This is a genomic window from Sphingomonas sp. 179-I 2A4 NHS (assembly GCF_045369135.1).
Taxonomy (GTDB): domain Bacteria; phylum Pseudomonadota; class Alphaproteobacteria; order Sphingomonadales; family Sphingomonadaceae; genus Sphingomonas.
In genome coordinates this window covers 100,536-124,138 of the sequence record NZ_JBIQFL010000002.1, presented here as the reverse complement: position 1 = coordinate 124,138, position 23,603 = coordinate 100,536, and the positions used below count along the sequence as shown (strand labels likewise).

General features: G+C 67.4%; 23 protein-coding genes. 8 read left to right on the top strand and 15 right to left on the bottom strand.

The window, feature by feature from the left end:
* The first annotated feature begins 18 nt into the window (after positions 1-18).
* The gene (locus ACH0CP_RS03850) at positions 19-777 is read left to right on the top strand and encodes a molybdopterin-binding protein (RefSeq protein WP_294444314.1); all 759 of its coding nucleotides are present in this window, start codon (positions 19-21) and stop codon (positions 775-777) included.
* A gap of 88 nt (positions 778-865) precedes the next feature.
* Complete coding sequence (locus tag ACH0CP_RS03845; protein WP_294444313.1) at positions 866-2,041, top strand: diguanylate cyclase; 1,176 nt, start codon at positions 866-868, stop codon at positions 2,039-2,041.
* A 32-nt stretch (positions 2,042-2,073) separates the two neighbouring features.
* Here ACH0CP_RS03845 and ACH0CP_RS03840 read toward each other — a convergent pair whose 3' ends face one another.
* The 3 genes from ACH0CP_RS03840 to ACH0CP_RS03830 form a co-directional block, all read right to left on the bottom strand.
* A complete protein-coding gene (locus ACH0CP_RS03840; RefSeq protein WP_294444312.1) occupies positions 2,074-3,207 on the bottom strand; it encodes a nitronate monooxygenase family protein in 1,134 nt (377 codons plus the stop codon).
* 159 nt (positions 3,208-3,366) lie between these two features.
* Positions 3,367-3,801 (bottom strand): CoA-binding protein, encoded by a 435-nt coding sequence (locus tag ACH0CP_RS03835; RefSeq protein ID WP_294444311.1) that lies wholly within the window; start codon positions 3,799-3,801, stop codon positions 3,367-3,369.
* Between the two features lie 72 nt (positions 3,802-3,873).
* A complete protein-coding gene (locus ACH0CP_RS03830) occupies positions 3,874-4,824 on the bottom strand; it encodes an Mrp/NBP35 family ATP-binding protein (protein ID WP_294444310.1) in 951 nt (316 codons plus the stop codon).
* 73 nt (positions 4,825-4,897) lie between these two features.
* Here ACH0CP_RS03830 and hflK point away from each other — a divergent pair, with 73 nt between their 5' ends.
* The 4 genes from hflK to ACH0CP_RS03810 all read left to right on the top strand — a co-directional run bounded on the left by hflK (position 4,898) and on the right by ACH0CP_RS03810 (position 10,244).
* The gene (hflK, locus tag ACH0CP_RS03825) at positions 4,898-5,998 is read left to right on the top strand and encodes a protease modulator HflK (RefSeq protein WP_294444309.1); all 1,101 of its coding nucleotides are present in this window, start codon (positions 4,898-4,900) and stop codon (positions 5,996-5,998) included.
* A complete protein-coding gene (gene hflC / locus ACH0CP_RS03820) occupies positions 5,995-6,867 on the top strand; it encodes a protease modulator HflC (RefSeq protein WP_294444308.1) in 873 nt (290 codons plus the stop codon). Before hflK ends, hflC begins: the two co-directional genes overlap by 4 nt.
* 117 nt (positions 6,868-6,984) lie before the next feature.
* Positions 6,985-8,514, top strand: coding sequence for a Do family serine endopeptidase (locus ACH0CP_RS03815; protein ID WP_294444318.1), 1,530 nt, complete (start codon positions 6,985-6,987; stop codon positions 8,512-8,514).
* A 122-nt stretch (positions 8,515-8,636) separates the two neighbouring features.
* On the top strand, positions 8,637-10,244 hold the full coding sequence (locus ACH0CP_RS03810; RefSeq protein ID WP_294444307.1) for a helicase HerA-like domain-containing protein: 1,608 nt from the start codon (positions 8,637-8,639) through the stop codon (positions 10,242-10,244).
* Between the two features lie 61 nt (positions 10,245-10,305).
* Here ACH0CP_RS03810 and ACH0CP_RS03805 read toward each other — a convergent pair whose 3' ends face one another.
* Positions 10,306-12,150 carry an acetyl/propionyl/methylcrotonyl-CoA carboxylase subunit alpha gene (locus ACH0CP_RS03805; RefSeq protein WP_294444306.1) on the bottom strand — a complete coding sequence of 615 codons (1,845 nt, stop codon included), beginning with the start codon at positions 12,148-12,150 and terminating at the stop codon, positions 10,306-10,308.
* Positions 12,151-12,280: 130 nt separating this feature from the next.
* Positions 12,281-12,760 (bottom strand): nuclear transport factor 2 family protein, encoded by a 480-nt coding sequence (locus ACH0CP_RS03800; protein WP_294444305.1) that lies wholly within the window; start codon positions 12,758-12,760, stop codon positions 12,281-12,283.
* Between the two features lie 323 nt (positions 12,761-13,083).
* Between ACH0CP_RS03800 and ACH0CP_RS03795 the strand changes: the two genes are divergently transcribed.
* Positions 13,084-13,410, top strand: a complete 327-nt coding sequence (locus ACH0CP_RS03795; protein ID WP_294444304.1) for a GIY-YIG nuclease family protein — start codon at positions 13,084-13,086, stop codon at positions 13,408-13,410.
* Between the two features lie 299 nt (positions 13,411-13,709).
* Here ACH0CP_RS03795 and ACH0CP_RS03790 read toward each other — a convergent pair whose 3' ends face one another.
* The 10 genes from ACH0CP_RS03790 to ACH0CP_RS03745 form a co-directional block, all read right to left on the bottom strand.
* On the bottom strand, positions 13,710-15,311 hold the full coding sequence (locus tag ACH0CP_RS03790) for a carboxyl transferase domain-containing protein (protein WP_294444303.1): 1,602 nt from the start codon (positions 15,309-15,311) through the stop codon (positions 13,710-13,712).
* Between the two features lie 118 nt (positions 15,312-15,429).
* The gene (locus tag ACH0CP_RS03785; RefSeq protein WP_406875788.1) at positions 15,430-16,587 is read right to left on the bottom strand and encodes an isovaleryl-CoA dehydrogenase; all 1,158 of its coding nucleotides are present in this window, start codon (positions 16,585-16,587) and stop codon (positions 15,430-15,432) included.
* 96 nt (positions 16,588-16,683) lie between these two features.
* A complete protein-coding gene (acnA, locus tag ACH0CP_RS03780; protein WP_406875787.1) occupies positions 16,684-19,371 on the bottom strand; it encodes an aconitate hydratase AcnA in 2,688 nt (895 codons plus the stop codon).
* Positions 19,372-19,670: 299 nt separating this feature from the next.
* Positions 19,671-19,931 carry a hypothetical protein gene (locus tag ACH0CP_RS03775; RefSeq protein ID WP_294445009.1) on the bottom strand — a complete coding sequence of 87 codons (261 nt, stop codon included), beginning with the start codon at positions 19,929-19,931 and terminating at the stop codon, positions 19,671-19,673.
* 20 nt (positions 19,932-19,951) lie between these two features.
* Entirely contained in the window at positions 19,952-20,161 is a 210-nt protein-coding gene (locus ACH0CP_RS03770) for a hypothetical protein (protein WP_294445007.1), read from the bottom strand.
* Positions 20,162-20,300: 139 nt separating this feature from the next.
* Positions 20,301-20,507: a cold-shock protein gene (locus ACH0CP_RS03765; protein ID WP_294445012.1), complete on the bottom strand. Its 207-nt coding sequence runs from the start codon at positions 20,505-20,507 to the stop codon at positions 20,301-20,303.
* A gap of 206 nt (positions 20,508-20,713) precedes the next feature.
* Positions 20,714-20,962, bottom strand: coding sequence for a hypothetical protein (locus tag ACH0CP_RS03760; protein WP_294445006.1), 249 nt, complete (start codon positions 20,960-20,962; stop codon positions 20,714-20,716).
* A 59-nt stretch (positions 20,963-21,021) separates the two neighbouring features.
* Positions 21,022-21,561, bottom strand: a complete 540-nt coding sequence (locus ACH0CP_RS03755) for a GNAT family N-acetyltransferase (RefSeq protein ID WP_294445005.1) — start codon at positions 21,559-21,561, stop codon at positions 21,022-21,024.
* Between the two features lie 26 nt (positions 21,562-21,587).
* Positions 21,588-22,943 (bottom strand): putative O-glycosylation ligase, exosortase A system-associated, encoded by a 1,356-nt coding sequence (locus tag ACH0CP_RS03750; protein ID WP_294445004.1) that lies wholly within the window; start codon positions 22,941-22,943, stop codon positions 21,588-21,590.
* Entirely contained in the window at positions 22,936-23,103 is a 168-nt protein-coding gene (locus tag ACH0CP_RS03745) for a hypothetical protein (protein WP_294445002.1), read from the bottom strand. The genes ACH0CP_RS03750 and ACH0CP_RS03745 overlap by 8 nt, the downstream gene beginning before the upstream one ends.
* 211 nt (positions 23,104-23,314) lie before the next feature.
* Between ACH0CP_RS03745 and ACH0CP_RS03740 the strand changes: the two genes are divergently transcribed.
* Complete coding sequence (locus tag ACH0CP_RS03740) at positions 23,315-23,569, top strand: hypothetical protein (RefSeq protein ID WP_294445001.1); 255 nt, start codon at positions 23,315-23,317, stop codon at positions 23,567-23,569.
* Positions 23,570-23,603: the final 34 nt, after the last annotated feature.

Sequence of the window (23,603 nt, the reverse complement as noted above, 5' to 3'; positions counted from 1 at the left end):
GGCTATGCCTGTCCGCGCATGGATAGCGAACGCATCTGGACCGCCGCGCTCGTCGTGATCGGGGACGAGATTCTCTCCGGCCGCACGCAGGACAAGAACGTCGCGCAGATCGCGCAATGGCTGAACGTGCAGGGCATCAGGCTGGTCGAGGTGCGCGTCGTGCCCGACCGCGAGGAAGCGATCGTCGAGGCGGTGAACACGTTGCGCGCCCGCAACGATTATCTGTTCACCACTGGCGGCATCGGGCCGACGCATGACGACATCACGGTGGACGCGATCGCCGCGGCGCTTGGCGTGCAGGTGGTGTTCCACCCCGCCGCCGTGGCGGTGCTCGATCGTTATTATGCCTCGCGCGGCGGCGTGACCGATGCACGGCTGCGCATGGCGCGCGTGCCCGAGGGCGCGGACCTCATCGAGAATCGAATGTCGGGCGCGCCCGGCATCCACATCGACAATATCTTCATCATGGCCGGCGTGCCGAACATCACCGCCGGGATGCTGGACGCACTAACCGGCACGCTGGAGGGTGGCCGCCCGGTCGTCAGCCGCCAGATCGGCTGCTGGGTCGCGGAAAGCGAAGTGGCGGACCTGCTGCGCAACGCGGAAAAGACCCATGAGGGTGTCGCGATCGGCAGCTATCCCTTCTTCCGCGAAGGGCGCACCGGCGCCAACTTCGTCGTTCGATCGCCAGATCCGGCCGCGGTGGACGCTTGCATCGCAGATCTTACCCAGGGGCTGGAAGCCGCCGGACACACGGTGTTCCCAGAGGGCATCTGACGGCCGACGCTGGGCCAGTTTTTCCCGAGAATTTAACAAGATCTTTCCAAGTCGCGCGTAGCGAGCGGGAAGGAAGCTTGGTGTCGCGATGCAGTTCGATCTGTTCACTCTTTACGTCCTGGCGATCGGGACTCTCCTGCTCAGCGCGGCGATGACCGTGTGGGAAGGGGAGGCGCGGCCGCAGCGGCGGGCGACCTTGCGGCTGTTCGCCGGCGCCTATGTGATGCTGGCGGTGGGATGCGTGCTGGCGACGGTGCGCGCCCATGGCAGCGGACCGCTGCTGCCGGCGCTGAGCAACCTCAGCTTCATGGCCGGATACCTGCTGATCCTGAACGGTGTCGCTGCGCTGCGGGGGCGGCGCTATCGGACTGCGTCGGTCGCCACGCTCGCCGCCATCGCCGCGATCTGGGCGATCGGGGGCGCCGGTGGGCAGGGCACGGTGTGGAATTACGTGTCGGCCGGGCCGATCGCGCTGGTGTCCGCGGCGACGACCTGGGAAGTGCTGCGCAACCATATGCTTCGTGGCCTGCGCGGGCGGCGCGTGGTGATCGTGATCCTGACCGTGCACGCGATGTTCTACGTGGTGCGCGCGACCGCGCTGCCGCTGATGGTGGGCATGTGGGGCAATGACGTGCTGGCGCTGGCGAGCACGCTGACGATGTACGAGGGCGTGCTGTATTCGGTCGCCCTTCCGATGAGCCTGCTGGCGATGATCCGCGAGGAAGCGCACGACCAGCTGCTGCAGACGTCGCGCACCGATTATCTCACGGGGCTCGGCAACCGGCGCTGGTTCTTCGAGGAAGGGGAGCGGGTGATGGCGCGTGCCGGCATGGGCGAGCCGATGTCGCTGCTCGCCTTCGACCTCGACCATTTCAAGGCGATCAACGACCGCCATGGCCATGCGACGGGCGACGCGGTGCTGAAGCTGTTCGCGCGCGTGGTGCGCGGCGCGACAGGCGAGGACACGGTGCTGGCGCGGATCGGCGGCGAGGAATTCGCCGCGCTGCTGCCGGGCCACGCACGGATCCATGCCCGCCAGATCGGCCAGGTGGTGGCGGCGCGGTTCGCCGAATCGGCCGCGAGCGACGCCGCGACCGGCGGGGTGGCCGCCACCGTCAGCATCGGCGTGGCCGAACGCGGCACCGATGGCGAGACGCTCGCTGACCTGCTGTCCGCCGCCGACCGCGCGCTGTACGTGGCGAAGGCGCGCGGGCGGAACCGGATCGAGTTTGCGCCGCGGGTGGCGCTGGCCGAAGCCTGCTGAGCCCGCGGCGCTGAACCGGCGCCGGCGGGGCCTTATTCGCTGACGAGCCCGGTGATGCGCTCGATCGACTCGGCGAACTCCATCTTGAAATCCTGCACCACCTGGCCGGCGGGGCGCACCTGATCGACGAGGCCGACGCCCTGGCCGACGAAATAGGTGACCATCTCGCGCGCCGCCGGATCGCCCTTCTGCGCCGCGACATCGCAGGCGCGGATCGCGGGTTCGCTGATCAGCGACTGGTAGGGCATCGGGAGCGGGCCCGGCGATTCGGGGCCTTCCCACGCATCGGTCCAGGCCGAGCGCAACTGGCGCGACGGCTTGCCGGTGCGGCTCTTGGAGCGGACCGTGTCACGCGAGCTGGCCTCGACCATCTTTTCGCGGAACACGTCCGAACATTCGCTTTCCGGCGTCGCGAGCCAGACCGAACCGGTCCACACGCCATCGGCGCCCATCGCCATCGACGCGGCCATCTGCCCGCCGGTCATGATCCCGCCGGCGGCAAGGACGGGGACGCGCTTGCCATGTGCCTCTAGCGCGCGGATCACCTCGGGGACGAGGACCATGGTGGAAACCTCACCGCAATGGCCGCCCGCCTCGCCGCCCTGGACGACGAGGATGTCGACCCCCGCATCGACCTGGCGGATGGCATGTTCCTTCGCGCCGACCAAGGCCGCGACCGGCACGCCGCGTTCACGCCCCATGTCGATCATCGCCTTGGGCGGAACGCCCAGCGCGTTGGCAATGAGCTTGATCGGGTGACGGAAGGCGACCTCCAGCATTTCCAGCGCGAGGTTCGGATCGAACGGCGCGGGCGCATCGGAATTGGCGCGCTCCTCCGGCATGGTGAAATGATGCTTCTCGGCGAGCTGGCCGACGAAGGCGCGATGCTCGGCCGGCACCTTGTCCATGATCGACGCGCGGGTGAGGCCCTTGGCACCGCCGGTGGCGAGATTCTCCGGGATCAGCACGTCGAGGCCGTAGGGCTTGCCGTCGACATGCGCGTCGATCCAGGCGAGTTCGGTCTCCAGGCTTTCCAGCGTATGGCCGGTCGCGCCGAGCACGCCGAACCCGCCCGCGCGGCTAACCGCGGCGACGACGTCGCGGCAGTGGCTGAACGCCAGCAGCGGGAAATCCACGCCCAGCATGTCGCAGATCGGTGACTTCATGATCCTCTCCCCAAGTCCGTTTGGCGGCCTTTTTGCGGCTGCGCGTGCGAAAGGGAAGGGGGTAAGGCGAGCGGCTTAGTGGCGCCGGGCTTGTTGGCCCGCGCGGGAAGAGGAAGCGGGACCCGGAAGCATGCCCGGGTGACGAGACAGGAGGCGCGGTTATTCGGCGGCGACGGGTGCGACGCCGAGGCGCGGGATGTCGATCGCGGGGCAGCGGTCCATCACCACCTTCAGCCCGGCCGCTTCGGCGCGTTCGGCCGCGGGCTGGTTGATGACGCCAAGCTGCATCCACACCGACTTGGCGCCGGCGGCGATCGCCTCGTCCACCGCCTCGCCGGCGGCTTCGGAGCGGCGGAAGATATCGACCATGTCTATCGGCACGCCGATCTGCGACAGATCGCGGAAGACATATTCGCCGTGGATATGCTCGCCGGTGATTTGCGGGTTGACCGGGATCACCCGATAGCCGTGATCCTGCAGCCGCTTCATGACGCCATAGCTCGGCCGATCGGGGCGATCCGAGGCGCCGACGAGCGCGATGGTGCGCGTTTCCTCGAGCAGCGCCTTGATATCGGCGTCAGCGGTCAGCGGCATGGGGGCTCCCCTCGACAATCTGGTCCGCTCGTGCCGCCGGCAGAAAGGCGCGGGGCACGACCGGTACCTAGACTAACGCGCTGCAACGTCCGCGGTTTCCAGCCAATCGGCAACCTTCTGCGCGATCGGGCGGAAGATCGTGTCCGCCGGATCGGCCGCAGGGGGATCGCCGGCGTCGGATTTGGTGCGGATCGCGATGTCGAGCGGCACCCGGCCAAGGAAGGGGATGCCGAGATCGCGCGCCGCGGCTTCCGCCCCGCCGCTGCCGAACGGATCGGAAATCTCGCCGCAATGCGGGCAGACGTAGCCGGCCATGTTCTCGATGAGGCCGATGATCGGCACGCCCGCCTTATTGAAGAGGTCGATCGCGCGGGTGGCGTCGATCAGCGCGAGATCCTGCGGCGTCGAGACGATGACCGCGCCGGCCGGGCGGTGCTTCTGGATCATGGTGAGCTGAACGTCGCCGGTGCCGGGCGGCAGATCGATCACCAAAGTGTCGGCAGCGCCCCAGTCGGCGTCGACGAGCTGGCCGAGCGCGCCGGCCGTCATCGGGCCGCGCCACGCGATCGCCTTGCCCGGCTCGATCAGCTGGCCCATCGAGAGCATCGGCACGCCGTAACGCGTGGCGATCGGCAGCAGTACCTTGTCCTTAGCCTGCGGGCGTTCGCCTTCGGCGGCCATCAGCCGCGGCTGCGACGGGCCGTAGATGTCCGCATCGACCAGCCCGACGCGGCGGCCGGCGTGGCTGAGGCCGATCGCGAGGTTTGCCGACACCGTCGACTTGCCGACCCCGCCCTTGCCGCTGGCCACCGCGATCAGCCGGCGGTTGAGCCGTTCCGCCGTCACCACCACGCGCGCTTCCGGCCCGGCGGCCATGCGCACCGCTGCCTCCAGCGCATCACGCGCCGTCCCATCCAGCCCGGTCGCGTCCACCACCACGCCGATGCGGCCGCCTTCGACCCTGACGACGGCCCGGTCGCCGGCAACCGCAGCCACCGCATTTTTCACGTCATTCTCGTTCATGGATTGGCCCGATACGCCGCTTCTGTGCGGCTTGGCACTGTTTTTCGCGGGTAAGACACCTATAAAGGAGATCATGACGATCTTGCCGCAGTGGCTGCGCCGACCGCCGATTCTGATGAGTGAAACACCTAAAGGCCCGTGGGGCGGCGGTGGCACCGACGACAATAGCGGTGCGCCGCGCAATCCCTGGGCAGTGCCGCCGGGCGGCCGCAAGGGCTCCCCGAAACCGACCGCGCTCGACGAATTCCTGAAGCGCGCCCGTGGCGGCGGTGGTGGTGGCGGCGGGGGCGGCCCGCAGCTGCCGATCGGCGCCAATGCACGCCATTTGTGGCTGATCGGCGTCGCGCTGATCGTCGCGGTGTGGGTGATCTTCACCTCCGTCCACCAGATCGGGCCGCAGCAGCGCGGCGTGGTGACCTTTTTCGGGCGCTATTCGGGCATGCTCGATCCCGGCATCCGCGTGACGCTGCCGGCGCCGTTCGTATCGGTGCAGAAGGTGGACGTGGAGCAGGTGCGGGTGGACGAATTCCCGCGCAACGGCAGCGAGAACGTGCTGACCGGCGACCAGAACATCCTCGACCTCGCCTACACCGTCCGGTGGCGCGTGGATAACCCGCGCGACTTCGTGTTCAACATCAAGGACCCGGTGGAGACGGTGCGCGCGACCGCGGAAAGCGCGATGCGCGCGGTGCTGGCGACCACGACGCTGAACGAGGCGATCGGCGCCGGGCGAACCACGATCGAGGCACGCGTCACGCAGATGATGCAGCAGATCCTGGATGATTATAAGGCCGGCGTGCGCGTGCAGGGCGTGTCGATCCGCCAGGCGGCAGCCCCGGCGAGCCTGATCGACGACTTCAACGCCGTGACCGCGGCGCAGCAGAAGGCGGTCGGCGATCTCAACAATGCGCGCAGCTATTCGCAGCAGGTGATCGCCCGCGCGCAGGGCGAGGCCGCGGCGTTCGACAAGGTATATGAGCAGTACAAGCTGGCGCCCGAAGTGACGCGCCGCCGCATGTATTACGAGACGATGGAGGCCGTGCTGGCCAAGACCGACAAGACGATCGTGGAAACCCCGGGCGTGGCGCCGATCCTGCCGCTGGATCGTGCCCGCAAGCTGGCCGACCCGCAGGTGGAAGCCGCACCGGCGCCGGCGCAGGGGGCCGGCCGATGAGCGGGGTGATGCGTAACCCGGTGACGATCGGCTTCGCAGCGCTGGGTGCCGCGATCCTCGCCGCGGCGACCTTCGCGATCGTGCCGGAGACCAAGCAGGCGGTGATCCTGCGGCTGAACAAGCCCGTCGGCCAGCCGGTGAACAAGTACGAGCCCGGCCAGGTGATCGGCAATACCGGCGCCGGCCTGATCGCGCGCATCCCGTTCATCGACAAGATCGTGTGGGTGGACAAGCGCGTGCTGGACGCTGACCTCGACAACACGCTGGTGTTGTCCACCGACCAGCTGCGCCTCAACGTCGACGCGTTCGCACGCTTCCGCATCGTAGATCCGCTGCGCGCGGTGACATCGACCGGCAGCACGTCGAACACCGAGGAGCGGGTGGCCGAGCAGCTTCGCCCGCTGCTGGGCACGGCACTGCGCAACGAACTGGGCAAGGTGCCGTTCTCGGTGCTGCTGAGCCCGGAGCGCGGCAAGGTGATGGACGCGATCCAGGCATCGCTGCAGCGTGACGCCAAGCAATATGGCGCGACGATCGTCGACGTCAGGATCAAGCATGCCGACCTGCCCGAGGGCAGCCCGCTCGAAAGCGCGCTGCAGCGGATGCGCACCGCGCGCCAGCAGGAAGCCAATACGATTACCGCGCAAGGTCAGAAGCAGGCGCAGATCGTGCGCGCCGAAGCCGACGCGACCGCCGCGCGCATCTATGCCGAGGCGTTCAGCAAGGATCCCAAGTTCTACGATTTCTACCGCGCGATGCAGTCGTATCGGCACACCTTCGGGGCGGACGGAAATCCGAGCCAGGGGGGCTCGACAAGCATTATCATGGGCCGCGACAATGCCTATCTGAAAGAATTCAATAACCGTTGAACGGCGGCGAAGCGGAACCGGTGGCGATCTGGCCCTATTCAATCACCGTTCATCGTCTTTTTGGTAGTTGATTATGGTCCGGCCCCGGGCCGGATAAACGAGAGGAACATGAAGATCGTGCGTTATGCCTATGCGCTGACTGGCGCTCTACTCCTCGGTGGTACCGCCGCCTCACTGGCGCTGCAGAATCCTGCCACCGCGCAGACCGCGCAGAACGAGCCGGGCACCATCCAGTCCGCCGCCCCACGGGCGGGCGCGCCGATGAGCTTCGCCGACCTCGTGGCGAAGCTGCAGCCGGCAGTCGTGAACATTTCCACCGACCAGAAGGTGACGATCGCGCAGCCGGCGAACCCGTTCGCCGGCACGCCGTTCGCTGACCTGTTCGGCCAGTTCGGCGGCGGGCGCGGGCAGAACGGTGCGCCGATCACCCGCGAGGCACAGTCGCTGGGTTCGGGCTTCATCATTTCGCCCGACGGCTATGTCGTCACCAACAACCACGTCGTTGCGCCGGGCAACCGCCAGGCGACCGTGGAAGCGATCCGGGTGACGCTGCCCGATCGCAAGGAATATGTCGCGAAGCTCGTGGGCCGCGACGCGGCATCCGACCTCGCGCTGCTGAAGATCGACGCACCGGGCCCGCTGCCCTTCGTTCGCTTCGGCGATTCGACCGGCGCACGCGTCGGCGACTGGGTGGTCGCGATCGGCAATCCGTTCGGCCTCGGCGGCACGGTGACGGCGGGCATCGTCTCGGCCGTGCACCGCGTGACCGGTCAGGGCGCAAACGACCGCTTCATCCAGACCGACGCCTCGATCAACCAGGGCAATTCGGGCGGCCCGATGTTCAACCTGAAGGGCGAAGTGATCGGCATCAACAGCCAGATCTTCTCGCAGTCGGGCGGCAATATCGGCATCGGGTTCGCCATTCCGGCGGAAGACGCCAAGCCCGTGATCGACACGCTGATGAAGGGCCAGCCGGTCCAGCGCGGCTATATCGGCGTCAGCATCCAGCAGCTGAGCGACGATCTGGCAGCGGCGCTTGGCCTGCCGAAGAATTCGGGCGAGATCATCGCACGGGCAGAGCCGGGCGGCCCGGCGGCCAAAGCCGGCGTGCGCGCGGGCGACGTGGTGACCCGCGTCAACGGCACTGCCGTCAGCCCGGACACGACGCTGTCGTACCTCGTCGCCAATGTCCGCCCGGGCCAGCAGGCGCGGCTCGACATCATTCGTGACGGCAAGCCGGTGACGGTGACGGTGACCACTGCGGTTCGCCCGCCCGAGGAGCAGCTGGCGCAGGCCGGCGGCGCGGATGACAGCTTCGCCGAGGACGATTCGGGTGCGCAGGCCGCACCGGCGAGCAACGGCATCGGCGTGACGGTGCAGCCGCTGACCCCGGCGATCGCCCGCCAGGTGGGTGTCGATTCGACCGTGCAGGGCGTGGTGATCAGCTCGGTCGATGCGTCCAGCGACGCTGGCCAGAAGCTGCGCCGCGGCGACGTGATCGTCACGGTGAACTCGGTACCGGCGCGTACCGCAGCCGACGTCCAGCGCGGGGTCGCAGCCGCGAAGGCAGCGGGCCGGCCGCAGGTGCTGCTGTCGGTGGTGCGCGGGCGCAATCCGCCGGCGTTCATCGCGGTGAAGATCAAGTAAGCGCCCGATCATCGGGTGACCAAGCGGGGCCTCGCGTGATGAACGCGGGGCCCCGTTCGTTTTAGGCGGGCGCGCCGGGAGAGGGGCTCGACGCCGCGCGGCGAAGGGATAGGCTGAGGCACATGAGCGACAGCATCTTCATCGGCGCCAGCGAGGGCGGCGCACATCCCCAGGCGCTGAACCTGAAGCGCGCCAACCGGCACGGGCTGATCGCGGGGGCGACGGGCACCGGCAAGACGGTGACGGTGCAGGGCATCATCGAAGGCTTTTCGGCCGCCAGCGTGCCGTGCTTCGTCGCGGACGTGAAGGGCGATCTGGCCGGGCTTGCCATGCCGGGATCGCCGCAGGGCAAGAACCACCAGAGCTTTGCCGAGCGTGCGGCGGCGATCGGCGATACCGGCTGGGCCTATGCCGACTTTCCGGTGCAATTCTGGGACCTGTACGGCGAGCGCGGGCATCCGGTGCGCACCACCGCATCGGAGATGGGGCCGCTGATGCTGGCGCGGCTGCTTGGCCTGAACGAGGTGCAGGCGGGCGTGCTGGAGATCGCCTTTCATGTCGCCGACAAGGACGGGCTGCTGCTGCTCGACCTCGACGATCTGCAGGCGATGCTGGCGCATTGTGCGGAGCGGGCGAGCGAGCTCACCACCACCTACGGCAATGTCTCCAAGCAATCGATCGGGGCGATCCAGCGCGCGCTGCTGCAATTGCGCGGGCAGGGCGGCGAGCATTTCTTCGGCGAGCCGGCGCTGGAGCTGAGCGACTTCATCGCCACCGACGATCGCGGCCGCGGGATCGTCAACGTGCTGGCGGCGGACAAGTTGATGGCGGCGCCCAAGCTGTACGCGACCTTCCTTTTGTGGCTGCTCTCCGAATTGTTCGAGACGCTGCCGGAGATCGGCGACCCGGAGAAGCCGGTGCTGTGCTTCTTCTTCGACGAGGCGCATCTGCTGTTCGACGATGCGCCGCCGGCGCTGATCGACAAGATCGAGCAGGTGGTGCGGCTGATCCGGTCGAAAGGCGTCGGCGTCTATTTCATCACCCAGAATCCGATCGATATCCCCGACGCGGTGGCGGGGCAGCTGAACAACCGCATCCAGCACAAGCTGAACGCCTTCACCCCGCGCGACCAGGCGGCCGTGCGCAGCGCGGCGACGACGTTCCGCGCCAACCCGGGGGTCGACGTGGCCAGCGCGATCACCGAGCTGAAGATCGGCGAGGCGCTGGTGTCGCTGCTCCAGCCGGACGGCGCGCCGTCGCCGGTCGAACGCACGCTGATCAAGGCGCCGGCGAGCCGGGTGGGACCGCTGAGCGAGGCGGAGCGGCGGGTGATCATCGAAACCGATGCGATCGGCGACAAATACGACACCGCGGTGGACCGCGAATCCGCCGAGGAGCTGCTGGCGGCGAAGACCGCGGAAGCCGCCGCCGCGGCGGCTGAGGCGCGTGCCAGTGACGCGGCGGAGAAGGCAGCGGCGGTGCGGGCGAAGGAGGAGGCGCGCGCGGCGCGGGAAGCGGAGCGGGCGCGGATCGCGGCGGAGAAGGCCGCGACGAACTCACCGCTCAACAAGGCGCTGACCTCCGCCACGCGGGCGGCGGGATCGTCGATCGGGCGGCAGGTGGCGAACGAGATCGGCAAGCAGGTGTTCGGATCGACGCGCGGCAAGGCCTCCGGCGGGCTGGTCGGCTCGGTGCTGCGCGGGGTGCTGGGCGGGCTGTTCCGGGGGTAGGGACTGGCGACAGCCCCTCGCCCGGACCCTCCCGCCAGCAGGAGGGGAGGAACGGGCGCGGCTATTCGGAACGTTCGACCTTCACCAGCAGCGTGCCTTCGGTGACCTGGCCGCCGGTGACGGCGTTCAGCTCCGCGATGAGGCCATCGAACGGCGCGACGAGGCTGTGCTCCATCTTCATCGCCTCCAGTGTGACGAGCTTCTGGCCCTTCACGACCGCGGCGCCGGCGGCGATTTCCACCGCGATGATGCGGCCGGGCATGGGCGAGAGGATCGCGCCGTCCGCCGCCGCGCCGCCGGCGGCGCCGGTCGCGCGGAAGGGGGCGAGCTCCCACGTCTGGCCGCCTTCGGTGATGAGCACGCTGTCGAGCGGCGCGGGCACCTCCACCTCGGGCGCGTCGGTGAAGTCGATCGCGATCGGCTCCCCGGCGAGGAGGAAGCGGCCTTCGCGGCGCGCGGGCGCGTTGAGGCGGAAGCCGGCGACCGGCACGTCGGGCGCAAGCGCGGCGGCGGCCTCGATCAGCGCTTCCTCGCTGGGCAGCGCGGGCGGCATCAGCGCCTCGCCCTCGCGGGCGATGAGGCCGGTATCGACATTGCCCGCGGCGAACTCGGGGTGGTCGAGCGCCTCGACCAGGAAGCCGGCATTGGTGCGCACCGGCCAGATCACCGCTTCGTCCAGTGCATCGGCCAGCAGCTCGCGCGCCTCGTCCCGCGTCTCGCCATGCGCGATCAGCTTGGCGATCATCGGATCGTAGAAGGGGCTGATCTCGGCGCCTTGCTCGACGCCGGTGTCGACGCGCACGGCATCGCCCAGATCGAGCGCGTCGAGCTGGCCGATCGAGGGGAGGAAGCCCTTCACCGGATCCTCGGCATAGAGGCGTGCCTCCATCGCCCAGCCGGTGATCGATAGCTCGTCCTGGCGGCGCGGCAGCGGTTCTCCACTGGCGACGCGCAGCTGCCATTCGACCAGATCCTGGCCGGTGATCGCTTCCGTCACGGGATGCTCGACCTGGAGGCGGGTGTTCATTTCCATGAACCAGATGCGGTCCGCGCGCAGGCCCTCGCTGGCGTCGGCGATGAACTCGATCGTGCCGGCGCCGACATAATCGACCGCCTGCGCCGCCTTTACTGCCGCGGCGCAGACCGCTTCGCGCGTGGCCGCGTCCATGCCGGGCGCCGGCGCTTCCTCGATCACCTTCTGGTGGCGGCGCTGCAGCGAGCAATCACGTTCGAACAGATGGACGACATTGCCGTGGCCGTCGCCGAACACCTGCACTTCGATGTGGCGCGGGGAGAGGATGTATTTTTCGATCAGCACGCGATCGTCGCCGAAGCTGGCCGCGGCCTCGCGCCGGCAGGAGGCGAGTGCGTCGGCGAACTCTTCCGATTGATCGACGCGGCGCATGCCCTTGCCGCCGCCGCCGGCGACCGCCTTGATCAGCACAGGATAGCCGATCGCATCCGCCTCGCGCTGCAGACGATCGGGGGACTGATCGTCGCCGAGGTAGCCGGGCGTGGTGGGGACGCCGGCTTCCTGCATCAGCTTCTTGGCGGCATCCTTCAGCCCCATGGCGCGAATGCTGGCGGGGCGCGGGCCGACCCAGACGAGGCCGGCGTCGATCACGCTTTGCGCGAAATCGGCATTTTCGCTGAGGAAGCCATAGCCGGGGTGGATCGCCCCCGCGCCGGTTTCGCGGGCAGCGGCGATGATCCGCTCACCGACGAGATAGGATTCGCGTGCGGGCGAGGGGCCGATGTGAACCGCCTCGTCCGCCTCGCGCACGTGCAGCGCCTCGGCATCGGCATCGGAATAGACCGCGATGGTGCGCACGCCGAGCGCGCGCGCGGTGCGGATGATGCGGCAGGCGATCTCGCCGCGATTGGCGATGAGGAGCGAGCCGATCATGCTGCGACCCCGCGAATGTTGAGGAAGTTGAGGCTCTGGCGCGTTTTTTTCCAACAGGCCTCAACATTCGGGGCGGGGGCAGTGATCATGGGACGAAGAATACCTGCGGGGGTGGGACGTAGGACAGCGATCATTGCGCGCAGCCGGTGGTGCGCTGTGTCCAGGTGATGTTGTTGATCCGCCAGCGGCCGCCGTCGCGCACCAGATCGACATGGTTGGTGCCGCAATGGCTGGGCTTGCCGTCGACGGTGAAGGTGTAGCTGCCCCAGACCATCGCGATATTCCCGTCGATCTCGATCGCGGGCATGCCGGTGAAGGTTTCGGCGAGCTTCGGGCCGGGCTTGCCGAGCTTGGCGGCGAAGGCGGGCCAGTCACTGGTGGTGACGGCGGTGGTGCCGTCGGCCTTTTCGACGACCGCGGTGGCGCGGCCGTCGGAGCGGACCTCGGCGAGGATCGCGGCGGGATCGTTGGCGGCGAGCGCGTCGAACAGGCGCTGCACGGGGGCGATGACCTGGCCTTCTTCGGACGCAGACGGCGGGAGCGCGGTGCCCTTGGGCAAGGGTGCGACCGGCGTGACTTGCAGGGCGAGGAGGAGGAGGGGGAGGATCATGAGCGGTGTTCCTGAAGCCGGAGCGCGGGCGTTGCCCCCGAGACGCCGTCATGCTGAACTTGTTTCAGCATCCATGGTGCCGTGCGTGGGGCGACCGGAAGGGGGAGATCAATCTGATCGAACGGTCGAATGCGGGTTGGGCCGAGCCGGTCTCGGCGTTTGAGCTGGATCCGCTGACACACCGTGCGCGGTGGGATGGATGCTGAAACGAGTTCAGCATGACGGACCAGGTTGACGTGGGCTGGCTGTTGCCCGCGCGCGCCGTCATGCTGAAGTTGGTTCAGCGACCATGGTGCCGCTGGCGACTGGATTGAGAGGGAGCGGTGAAGCAACCTTGTGTGTACCTGCTCGCGAGCCAGCGTCTGGGCACGCTGTACATCGGCGTGACGAGCAACCTTGTCGCGCGATTGGGGCAGCATCGCAGCGGTACTGTTGCGGGGTTTACCTCGCGGTACGGCGTGTTCCTGCTCGTGCGATACGAGTTCTTCGCGGACATGCCGAGCGCAATCGCGCGTGAGAAGCAACTCAAGCGCTGGCATCGGCAGTGGAAGATCAACCTGATCGAGAGCGACAACCCGGAGTGGGTGGATCTGGCGCCGGCACTTGGACTGGAGCCGTTGGTGACCCGTGTGCGGCGGGATGGATGCTGAAACGAGTTCAGCATGACGGACTGAGGGGCAGGTGAGGAAGCGTTCCCCAAGCGCGGCGTCATGCTGAACTTGTTTCAGCATCCATCTTTCCGCCAGCGGCTTGGCCGTTTGAGGAGCGATGGACCCTGAAACGAGTTCAGGGTGACGAAGAGGTGGGGTAATGGCCTGGCCTCTCCCACTTGCGTCATGCTGAACTTGTTTCAGCATCCATTGTGCCACAAGCGACGTCGTCGCCTGCGGAGAGATGGACCCTGAAACAAGTTCAGGGTCACGGGCGCGGGAGGCCAATGCGTCCCCCATCACATCCGGAACACGCCGAACGATGGGCGCTCGGGGATGGGGGCGTTGAGGCAGGCCTCGAGCGCTAGGCCGAGGACGTCGCGTGTCTGGGCGGGGTCGATCACGCCGTCGTCCCACAGGCGGGCGGTGGCGTAATAGGGGTTACCCTCGTCCTCGTATTTCTGGCGGATCGGGGCCTTGAAGGCGTCCGCTTCCTCCGGCGTCCAGCTGGCGGCGTCACGGTGGACGGTGGCGAGGACGCTCGCCGCCTGTTCGCCGCCCATCACGCTGATCCGGCTGTTGGGCCAGGTGAACAGGAAGCGCGGGGAATAGGCGCGGCCGCACATGCCGTAGTTGCCGGCGCCGAAGCTGCCGCCGATCAGCACGGTGATCTTGGGCACGCTGGCGGTGGCGACGGCGGTGACGAGCTTTGCGCCGTGCTTGGCGATCCCCTCCGCCTCGTATTTTCCGCCGACCATGAAGCCGGAGATGTTCTGGAGGAACAAGAGCGGGATACGCCGCTGGCAGGCGAGTTCGATGAAGTGCGCGCCCTTGACCGCGCTTTCGCTGAACAGGACGCCGTTATTGGCGAGGATCGCGACCGGCGAACCGTGGATATGCGCGAAGCCGCAGACGAGGCTGGAGCCGTAGAGCGCCTTGAACTCGTGGAACTCGCTGCCGTCGACGAGCCGGGCAATCACTTCGTGCACGTCATAGGGCGCGCGCACGTCCTGCGGCACGATGCCGTAGAGATCCTCCGCGGCGTATTTCGGCGCTTTCGATGGCCGCAGGTTCACGTCCGCCTCGCGTTCCGGCGGCAGCGTTGCGATGATGTCGCGCACGATGGTGAGGGCGTGCTCGTCATTCTCGGCGAGGTGATCGACGACGCCGGACTTGCGCGCGTGGAGATCGCCACCGCCGAGATCCTCGGCGCTGATGACTTCGCCCGTCGCGGCCTGGACGAGCGGCGGGCCGGCGAGGAAGATCGTGCCCTGTTCGCGCACGATCACCGTTTCGTCCGACATGGCGGGGACGTACGCGCCGCCGGCGGTGCAGCTGCCCATCACGCAGGCGATCTGGGGGATGCCCTTGGCCGACATGTTCGCCTGGTTGAAGAAGATGCGGCCGAAGTGATCGCGGTCCGGGAAAACCTCCGCCTGGTGCGGCAAGTTCGCGCCGCCGCTGTCCACGAGGTAGATGCAGGGCAGGCGGTTCGCCTCGGCAATCTCCTGCGCGCGCAGATGCTTCTTCACGGTGAGTGGGTAGTACGTGCCGCCCTTCACCGTCGCGTCGTTGCACACGATCATGCACTGGCGCCCGGAGACGCGGCCGATCGCGGTGATGAGGCCGGCGCCGGGAATATCCTCGCCATAGACGCCGTGCGCGGCGAGCTGGCCGATCTCGAGCAAGGGCGAGCCGGGATCGAGCAGGCGTTCGACGCGCTCGCGGGGGAGGAGCTTGCCGCGCGCGGTGTGGCGTTCGCGCGACTTTTCGTTGCCGCCAAGCGCGGCGCGGGCGACGTCGGCGCGGAGTTGCTCCGCCAGCGCGCGGTTGTGCGCGGCGTTGGCCTGGAAGGTCGCGTCCGTGGAGGAAACCTTGGTGTCGAGGACGGGGGCGGTCATTGCGCCGCGCCTCCGTCATGCTGAACTTGTTTCAGCAACCATCGTGCGACGCGCGGCGTGGCCGCCTGCGGAGAGATGGACCCTGAAACGAGTTCAGGGTGACGGCAGCTGTTTGAGATCACGATGCCGCTCCGATCAGTTCGCGGCCGATCAGCATGCGGCGGATTTCGTTGGTGCCGGCGCCGATGTCGAGGAGCTTGGCGTCGCGCAGGAAGCGTTCGACCGGCCAGTCCTTGGTATAGCCCGCGCCGCCCAGCGCCTGCACCGCTTCGCCGGCGACCTTGAAGGCGTTTTCGCTGGCGAGCAGGATCGCGCCGGCGGCGTCGAAGCGGGTCGTCTGGCCGCTGTCGCAGGCGCGGGCGACGGCATAAACGTACGCCCGGGCGGAATTCAGCGCGACATACATGTCGGCGACCTTCGCCTGCATCAGCTGGAAGGCGCCGATCGGCTGGCCGAACTGCTTGCGCTCGCGAATGTAGGGCAGGACGACGTCGAGGCAGGCCTGCATCACGCCGAGCTGGATGCCGGCAAGCACGGTGCGCTCGTAATCAAGGCCGCTCATCAGCACGCCGACCCCGCCGTTGACGGGCCCCATGACGTTCTCGTCCGGCACTTCGCAATTGTCGAAGACTAGTTCCGCCGTGGGGGAGCCGCGCATGCCCATCTTGTCGATCTTCTGGCCGATCGAGAAGCCGGGCATGTCCTTTTCGATGAGGAAGGTGGTGATGCCGCGGCTGCCCTCGCCCGTCTTGGCGTAGACCACCAAAGTGTCCGCATAAGCGGCGTTGGTGATCCAGAACTTGGTGCCGTTCAGGACATAGCCCGCGCCGGTCTTTTCCGCCTTCAGCTTCATCGAGACGACGTCGCTGCCGGCGCCCGCCTCCGACATGGCGAGGCTGCCGACATGTTCGCCGCTGATCAGCTTGGGGAGGTGTTTCGCCTTCTGCTCCGGGGAGGCCCAGCGGCGGATCTGGTTGACGCACAGGTTGGAATGCGCGCCGTAGCTGAGGCCGATCGACGCCGAGGCGCGGCTCACTTCCTCGCAGGCGATGACATGTTCGAGATAGCCGAGGCCGAGACCGCCATACTCTTCCTCGACGGTGATGCCGTGGAGGCCGAGTTCGCCCATCGCGGGCCATAGTTCGTCGCGGGGAAACCAGTCGTCCGCGTCGATCTTCGCGGCGAGCGGCATGATCTTTTCGTCGGCGAAGCGGCGGGTGGTGTCGCGGATCATTTCCGCGGTTTCACCAAGCGCGAAATCGAGAGTGGGCTGCATCGAAACTCCTCTTGCCCCCGACATAAGCGGGGGAAAGAGGTAACGAAAGCAACAATTCCCTCCGCCCGGAGAGCCGGGCGGGAGGGGAACGACGGATCAGGCCGCCAGGTTGCGCAGCACGTACTGCAGGATGCCGCCGTTGAGGAAATATTCCAGCTCGTTGACGGTATCGATCCGGCAGCGCGTCTCGAACGTCTCGGTGGTGCCGCCCTTGCGGGTGAGCTTCACCGTCACGGTCTGACGCGGGCGCAGCGTGGCGACGCCCTCGATCGTGAAGGTCTCGCTGCCGTCGAGCTTCAGCGTCTCACGCGTGACGCCATCGGCGAACTGCAGCGGGAGGACGCCCATGCCGACGAGGTTCGACCGGTGGATACGCTCGAAGCTTTCGGTGATCACTGCGCGCACGCCGAGGAGGTTTGTGCCCTTGGCCGCCCAGTCACGCGACGAGCCGGTGCCATATTCCTTGCCGGCGATGATGACGAGCGGCGTGCCGTCCGCCTTGTGGCGCATCGCGGCGTCGTAGATCGGCATGACTTCGCCGTTGTAGGACGACATGCCGCCTTCGATGCCGGGCACCATCTCGTTCTTGATGCGGATGTTGGCGAAGGTGCCGCGCATCATGACTTCGTGGTGGCCGCGGCGCGCGCCGTAGCTGTTGAAGTCCTGCTTCGAGACCTGATGCTCCTGCAGCCAGGTGCCGGCGGGGCTGTCCGCCTTGATCGAGCCGGCGGGCGAGATGTGATCGGTGGTGATCGAATCGCCCAGGATCGCCAGCGGCTTCGCCTCGATGATGTCGGTGATCGGCTTCGGCGTCATCTCCATGCCCTCGAAATAGGGCGGGTTGGCGACATAGGTGGAGCCGGCGCGCCAGCTGTACGTGTCCGACCCCTCGACCTCGATCGCGCGCCACTTCTCGTCACCGGCATAGACGTTGCCGTAACGCGAGCGGAACATCGCATCGTCGATGTTGGCGGCCATCACGTCGGCCACTTCCTGGTTGGTCGGCCACACGTCCTTCAGGAACACGTCCTGACCATCGCTGCCCTTGCCGAGCGGCGTGTTGGTGATGTCCTCCGTCACCGTGCCCTTCAGCGCATAAGCGACGACGAGCGGCGGCGAGGCGAGGAAGTTCGCGCGCACGTCCGGCGAGACGCGGCCTTCGAAGTTGCGGTTGCCCGAGAGGACCGAGGCAGCGACGAGATCGTTGCCGTTGATCGCAGCCGAGATCGGCGCGGCGAGCGGGCCGGAGTTGCCGATGCAGGTGGTGCAGCCATAGCCGACGAGGTTGAAGCCGATCGCGTCGAGATCCTCGGTGAGGCCGGCCTTGTTGAGATAGTCGGTGACGACCTGCGAGCCCGGTGCCAGCGAGGTCTTCACCCACGGCTTGCGGTTCAAGCCCTTCTCGCGGGCCTTGCGGGCGACGAGGCCGGCGGCGACCAGCACCGACGGGTTCGACGTGTTGGTGCAGCTGGTGATCGCGGCAATGACGACGTCACCGTCGCCGATGTCGTGATCCATGCCCTCGACCGGCACGCGGACGGGCTGTTCCTTGTGATAGACCTTGAACAGATCGCCGTTGAAGACTTCGTCGACGGCGTCGAGGCTGACCTTGTCCTGCGGACGCTTCGGGCCGGCGAGCGACGGCACGACGGTGGACATGTCGAGTTCGAGCGTGTCGGTGAAGACGGGATCCGGCGAGGACGCATCGCGCCACATGCCCTGCGCCTTGCTGTACGCCTCGACCAGCGCGATCACCTCGTCCGGGCGACCGGTGAGGCGCATGTAATCGAGCGTCTTGTCGTCGACCGGGAAGAAGCCGCAGGTGGCGCCATATTCCGGCGCCATGTTGGCGATCGTCGCACGATCGGCGAGCGTCATCTGATCGAGGCCCGGGCCATAGAATTCGACGAAGCGGCCGACCACGCCCTTGGCGCGCAGCATCTGCGTGACGGTGAGCACGAGATCGGTGGCGGTGATGCCCTCGCGCAGCGCGCCCGTCAGCTTGAAGCCGACGACTTCGGGGATCAGCATCGAGACCGGCTGGCCGAGCATCGCGGCTTCCGCCTCGATGCCGCCGACGCCCCAGCCGAGCACGCCGAGGCCGTTCACCATGGTGGTGTGGCTGTCCGTGCCGACGAGCGTGTCGGGATAGGCGATCGCGGCGCCTGCGGTGGCATGCTCGCCGGTCTCGGTCGTCGACCAGACGGCGTTGGCAACATATTCAAGGTTCACCTGGTGGCAGATGCCGGTGCCGGGAGGCACGACCTTGAAGTTGTCGAGCGCCTTCGAGCCCCACTTCAGGAACTCATAGCGTTCCGCGTTGCGCTGATATTCGAGATCGACGTTGTCCTCGAACGCCTTGGGCGTGCCGAATTCGTCGACCATCACCGAGTGATCGATGACGAGGTGGACAGGGACCTGCGGGTTGATCTTCGCCGCGTCGCCGCCGAGCTTCGTGATCGCATCGCGCATCGCGGCGAGATCGACGACGCAGGGAACGCCGGTGAAATCCTGCATCAGCACGCGCGCGGGGCGATACTGGATCTCGCGTTCCGACTTGCGCTCCTTCTGCCAGTCGATGATCGCCTGCACATCCTCGGGCGTGACGGTCTTGCCGTCCTCGAAGCGCAGCATGTTCTCGAGCAGCACCTTCATCGAGAAGGGCAGGCGCGAGATGTCGCCATACTTCTGCGCCGCCACCTCGAGCGCATAATAATCGTAAGACTTGCCGCCCGCCTGGAGCGTGCGGCGTGCCTTCAAGGTATCGTGGCCGATGGCGGTCATGTGGGTCCTTTCCCCAATAATGCAGCCAGTCTGGCGCGCGGCGGGGAGGCGGGGGCCCTGATCCAGATCTGGGCCCTCGCGCGGGCGCGCCCGGACGGGCGGAAGCGAGACGTCGAGCGGGGCGATAGCAGCGGCGAGGGGTGGGGGGAAGGGTGGGAAATCGCGGATTTACGCGCGCCGATCGTGCGCGATCATCGCGGCGTCGAATCGCGCGGTGCGGGCCGGTTCATCGGCGGCCGAAAGTGCCTGCGGGATGCCGCAGGACGGGCGGCGGGAACGATCCCGACCGCAATGCGCGTTCAGCCCCGCTCGACGAGCAGGGCGAAAAGCTGATCGATATTGTGCTGCGCGTCCTGCACGACCGGGTTGTTGGCGTTCCCGGGCAGGGACAGCGGCCGGCTCATGATGTCATGCAGGCTTCGCGTCTCGTCGGTCGTCAGCAAGCCGCGCTTGCGAAGCACGATGGCGAGGCTGAGGATGCCGTTGAAGGCAGCGACGTCGAGCGCCTGCTGCGCTTCCAGCACTTGCTGCGCCGACAGATCGTGTTCCCGATCGGGCATGGCGCCGGCTCCTCGCGTCGTTACTTGGACGCGAACTGGCCCGCCTGGGCGCCGAATTCCTGCTTGGCGAAGGTGCGAGCGGCGGCGGCGGTCTTGAATGTCTCCGCCTGCAGGTTCGCCGTCACGATCGGATAGCTCTGCGAATTGTAGCGGGTGTCCCGCACGGTCAGGCGGAAGTCACCATTGCCATCCTTGGCAATCAGGAAACGGGCAACGGGAATTCTGGACATATCGCCTCACATGCCGGGAAGGGGGGAGCAGCCCGGACCCGCGCGAGGGGGCCGAAGATCGGCCCAGCCGAGTGGATCCGGGCACTGTGCCTGAGAGGGCGGGCGGGGGGTGCCGGGCACCCCGCCACCCGCCGCTCGATCAGGCGCCCTGAAGGTTCACGGCAGAGGTCTTGCCGCGACGATCGGTTTCCAGCTCGTAGGTCACGCGCTGGTCCTTATCGAGCGTGCGCATGCCGGCGCGCTCGACGGCCGAGATGTGGACGAAAGCGTCGCCGCTGCCGTCTTCCGGCGCGATGAAGCCATAGCCCTTGTCGTTATTGAAGAATTTTACGGTTCCGGTGATCATGAGAATATCCTTGTCCCATGGGTGTCGGGCATGCGCCAACAGCGGCACATCCCGGCGTCTTGAGGCTAGAAAGGGACAAAGTGTGGAGCCGAGACGGCTCGTCATCATCCGTCGCAGGCGACGTTCAGCAACCCCTAGATAGGACTTCCGGGCGAAACTGAAAGGCCGCGGGGCAAATTAGCTGCCCCGCCTGCTTTTTGCGCTCGTCAGTCCTCGTCCTGGAACCCGGAGCTTGGCGGCGGTTCGTGGCGGCCGCCGGGCTGAGTCATCTCGGGCGGGTCGCTCGCGTCCATCGTCTCGTCGAGCGCATTGTCGAGCCGCGCGTCGATGTCCTCCGGATCCTCTTCGAGGCGGCGGGTGATCGATTCGTCCTGGCCTGCGTCCTGCCGGGGATCGCGCGCCTGATTGCCGGCGCTCGGGGTGTCACCGGGCTTGCCGCTCGACTGCTGGTTCATCCTTGCCTCTTCTCGCTTGCGTCACCCGGATCAACCAAGGGAACGCCGGAGGGTTGCGATCAAGGTTTCGTAATGGCGCGGACCATCCAGCGGGCGTCGGCGCCGTAGGTGGCGAGCTTGGCGGCAAGCCCGGCCGTCGGCGATTCCTCGTGGAAGCCGAGCGTGCGCCAATAGGCAGCGGCGCCCTCTACGGCGATCAGCTCCGCGCGGCCCAGCCCGTCGAGCGAAGCGGCGTCGAAGGCGCGCCTGACGAGGCGGCGCCCGAGATCAATACCACGGCCGGCCGCGGCAATCGCGAGATCGTGGATGTAGAGGACCTCGGCGGGCTCGCCGTCCGAGAGGACCGCGCCGACCGCGGGCGGCGACTGGCGGGGCCAGGCGTGGGCGAGGATATAACCGACGAGCTGGCCGTCGCGCTTCGCGGCGAAGCAATGGGACCGGGAGAGCGTGATCCGGCTGGCGAAGGCGGCCTCGTCCTCGACCAGGAAGGCAGGATAGGCCTGCGCCTGGATGGCGAGCGCGGGCGCGAGATCCTGCAGCGTCAGCGGCAGAAGCGTGATGGCGGGATCGTCACGCGGCATGGCGGCCTTGTCGCGCACCGGCCATGCGGCGGCAAGGCGGGGGCTTAGCCGGTAGCTGCTGCCGGGGCGGCGCGCTCGCGGCGCATCGGGCGCCAGCTCGTCTCCCTGGCGCGGCGGGCGAGATAGGTGTCGAGGCCGATCTGCGCGCCGAGCAGCATGTAGAGGAACGACTGGAAGGCGATGCCGACGAACGCCCCGCCGAGCAGATAGATGAGATGCGCGTGCTGCAGCGCGCCGGCGAGGCTGCCGGCCCAGGCGAATTCGCCCGCCTTGTAGCGGCGGCGGAGCACTTCCATCCGGATGACGCCGATGACGTTGATCAGCAGCCAGAGCGCCAGCCCCGGGAAGCCCTGTTCGCCGAGCATCTCGAAATAGCTGGAATGATAGGCGCGGCTCTTGTCGACGGTGAGGTTGCGCTTGACCGTGGTGGCGGCGCCTTCGCCTTCGACATGGACGGTATCGTAGCGGATCTGGTTCTGACGGTACGCCTCGAACCCGCCGCCGAACGGATGGGTCTTGGCGTAGTCCCAGGTCCATTTCCACACCGCGATCCGGGTGGAGGCGGATTCGTCGGCCTTGTACGTCTTGATCGTGCCCATCCGCTCGCTGAACGCGCTGGGGAGGAAGGGGACGGCGGCGACGCCGATCAATGCCAGCGCAGCGATATACAGCATGCGCCGCTTCACCTCGCGCAGCATCAGCACGGCGAGGAGGCCGATGCACAGGAGGCCGGTGCGCGCCGAGGTGCCGACCGGAATCAGCAGGCAGGCGAAGACGAGCGCGCCGACGAACAGCCACACCTTCCAGTCCGGCGGGAAGATCGTGCCGTAGCGGCCGAACCACAGGATGATCGGGATGAGCGAGATCGCCACCGCGGAGATGATCGAGCCTTCGTAGAGGCCGGAATTATTGGCGACCATGAGGTTCAGTTCGCCATAGCCGCCGCCCGAGGCGAGCGTCTTGATCCCGCCGACGATGATGATCGAACTGGCCGAGAGGACAATGAACAGCAGCAGCGCCTCGATCCGCAGCTTCGTGCGCAAGGTGAGCGGGAGGAAGACGGCAAAGGCGAGGTTCTTCCACACCCATTCCCATTTGCCGGCGGCGTCGATCGGGAAATCAGCGGTGCGGGTGGTGATGCCGCAATAGATCAGCAGCAGGAGGATCAGCCCCTGGCGCGGGGCGAAGCGCGAATCGCGCTTGTCGTCCATCACCAGCCAGCCGAGCACGGCAAGGCCGGCGGCGACCGCGGAAATGGGCACGCTGTTGAGCAGATAATAGGTCAGCCGCTGGGGCGAGACGATGTCGATGTAGACATAGGTGAGGACGAACAGGAACGGCCGGCGGAAGCCGAGCCCGAACAGCGCCAGCAGGAAACCGATGAAGGCGAAATCACGCACGCCAGCCGAACCTTTGCTTGGCCGGTGCTTCGGTCTCCGCGGGCCTGCGCGGTGTTTCGGCAGGCGACGTCTCCTCGTCGAGATCGTCGCGGCGCAGAAGCAGGAACGCGGCGAGCAGCATGAGCCCGTGGCTGAGCCCGAGGGCGAAATTATCGATCATCGCAGCGGCGCCGTTCGTCCCGAGGTTGGCGGCAGGGTAATGGCGGGCAGTTGACGCGCCGTAAACGAACCCGGCGCGGAAGATCAGGGGCGTTGCAGAAATGCCGCAGATCTTGCCAAATCGTGGAACGGATGGGACTTTCACGGAACCAAAGACGTTGGTGACCCGCGCCGCGCCCGTGCGTGCGCTGACACACTACGGGAGACGTCTTATGATCTCAAAACTTCTTGCCGGTCTTGCAGCCAGCGCGCTTGTCGCCGCGCCGGTCGCCGCGACCGCCGCACCTGCGGCGACCGCGCCGGCCGCGTCCAAGCTTTCCCTGACGCAGGCGCGCGCTGGTGCGCCGGTCGGCAAGGCGAGCAAGGCGGCAGCCGGGACGTGGGTGCCGGCGGTGCTGGCAGCGGCGATCGTGATCGGCGGCATCGTGCTCGTCGTGGACGATGACGACGATTCGGACAGCAACTGACCGGTAGCGGCGGAGGGGCATGTCTCCTCCGCCG

Excerpts from the sequence above, each read along its gene's own strand:
- ACH0CP_RS03850 (WP_294444314.1), top strand. The coding sequence starts at position 19 with ATGGATAGCGAACGCATCTGGACCGCCGCGCTCGTCGTGATCGGGGAC.
- ACH0CP_RS03845 (WP_294444313.1), top strand. The coding sequence starts at position 866 with ATGCAGTTCGATCTGTTCACTCTTTACGTCCTGGCGATCGGGACTCTC.
- ACH0CP_RS03840 (WP_294444312.1), bottom strand. The coding sequence starts at position 3,207 with ATGAAGTCACCGATCTGCGACATGCTGGGCGTGGATTTCCCGCTGCTG.
- ACH0CP_RS03835 (WP_294444311.1), bottom strand. The coding sequence starts at position 3,801 with ATGCCGCTGACCGCTGACGCCGATATCAAGGCGCTGCTCGAGGAAACG.
- ACH0CP_RS03830 (WP_294444310.1), bottom strand. The coding sequence starts at position 4,824 with ATGAACGAGAATGACGTGAAAAATGCGGTGGCTGCGGTTGCCGGCGAC.
- hflK (WP_294444309.1), top strand. The coding sequence starts at position 4,898 with ATGACGATCTTGCCGCAGTGGCTGCGCCGACCGCCGATTCTGATGAGT.
- hflC (WP_294444308.1), top strand. The coding sequence starts at position 5,995 with ATGAGCGGGGTGATGCGTAACCCGGTGACGATCGGCTTCGCAGCGCTG.
- ACH0CP_RS03810 (WP_294444307.1), top strand. The coding sequence starts at position 8,637 with ATGAGCGACAGCATCTTCATCGGCGCCAGCGAGGGCGGCGCACATCCC.
- ACH0CP_RS03805 (WP_294444306.1), bottom strand. The coding sequence starts at position 12,150 with ATGATCGGCTCGCTCCTCATCGCCAATCGCGGCGAGATCGCCTGCCGC.
- ACH0CP_RS03800 (WP_294444305.1), bottom strand. The coding sequence starts at position 12,760 with ATGATCCTCCCCCTCCTCCTCCTCGCCCTGCAAGTCACGCCGGTCGCA.
- ACH0CP_RS03790 (WP_294444303.1), bottom strand. The coding sequence starts at position 15,311 with ATGACCGCCCCCGTCCTCGACACCAAGGTTTCCTCCACGGACGCGACC.
- ACH0CP_RS03785 (WP_406875788.1), bottom strand. The coding sequence starts at position 16,587 with ATGCAGCCCACTCTCGATTTCGCGCTTGGTGAAACCGCGGAAATGATC.
- acnA (WP_406875787.1), bottom strand. The coding sequence starts at position 19,371 with ATGACCGCCATCGGCCACGATACCTTGAAGGCACGCCGCACGCTCCAG.
- ACH0CP_RS03775 (WP_294445009.1), bottom strand. The coding sequence starts at position 19,931 with ATGCCCGATCGGGAACACGATCTGTCGGCGCAGCAAGTGCTGGAAGCG.
- ACH0CP_RS03770 (WP_294445007.1), bottom strand. The coding sequence starts at position 20,161 with ATGTCCAGAATTCCCGTTGCCCGTTTCCTGATTGCCAAGGATGGCAAT.
- ACH0CP_RS03765 (WP_294445012.1), bottom strand. The coding sequence starts at position 20,507 with ATGATCACCGGAACCGTAAAATTCTTCAATAACGACAAGGGCTATGGC.
- ACH0CP_RS03760 (WP_294445006.1), bottom strand. The coding sequence starts at position 20,962 with ATGAACCAGCAGTCGAGCGGCAAGCCCGGTGACACCCCGAGCGCCGGC.
- ACH0CP_RS03745 (WP_294445002.1), bottom strand. The coding sequence starts at position 23,103 with ATGATCGATAATTTCGCCCTCGGGCTCAGCCACGGGCTCATGCTGCTC.
- ACH0CP_RS03740 (WP_294445001.1), top strand. The coding sequence starts at position 23,315 with ATGATCTCAAAACTTCTTGCCGGTCTTGCAGCCAGCGCGCTTGTCGCC.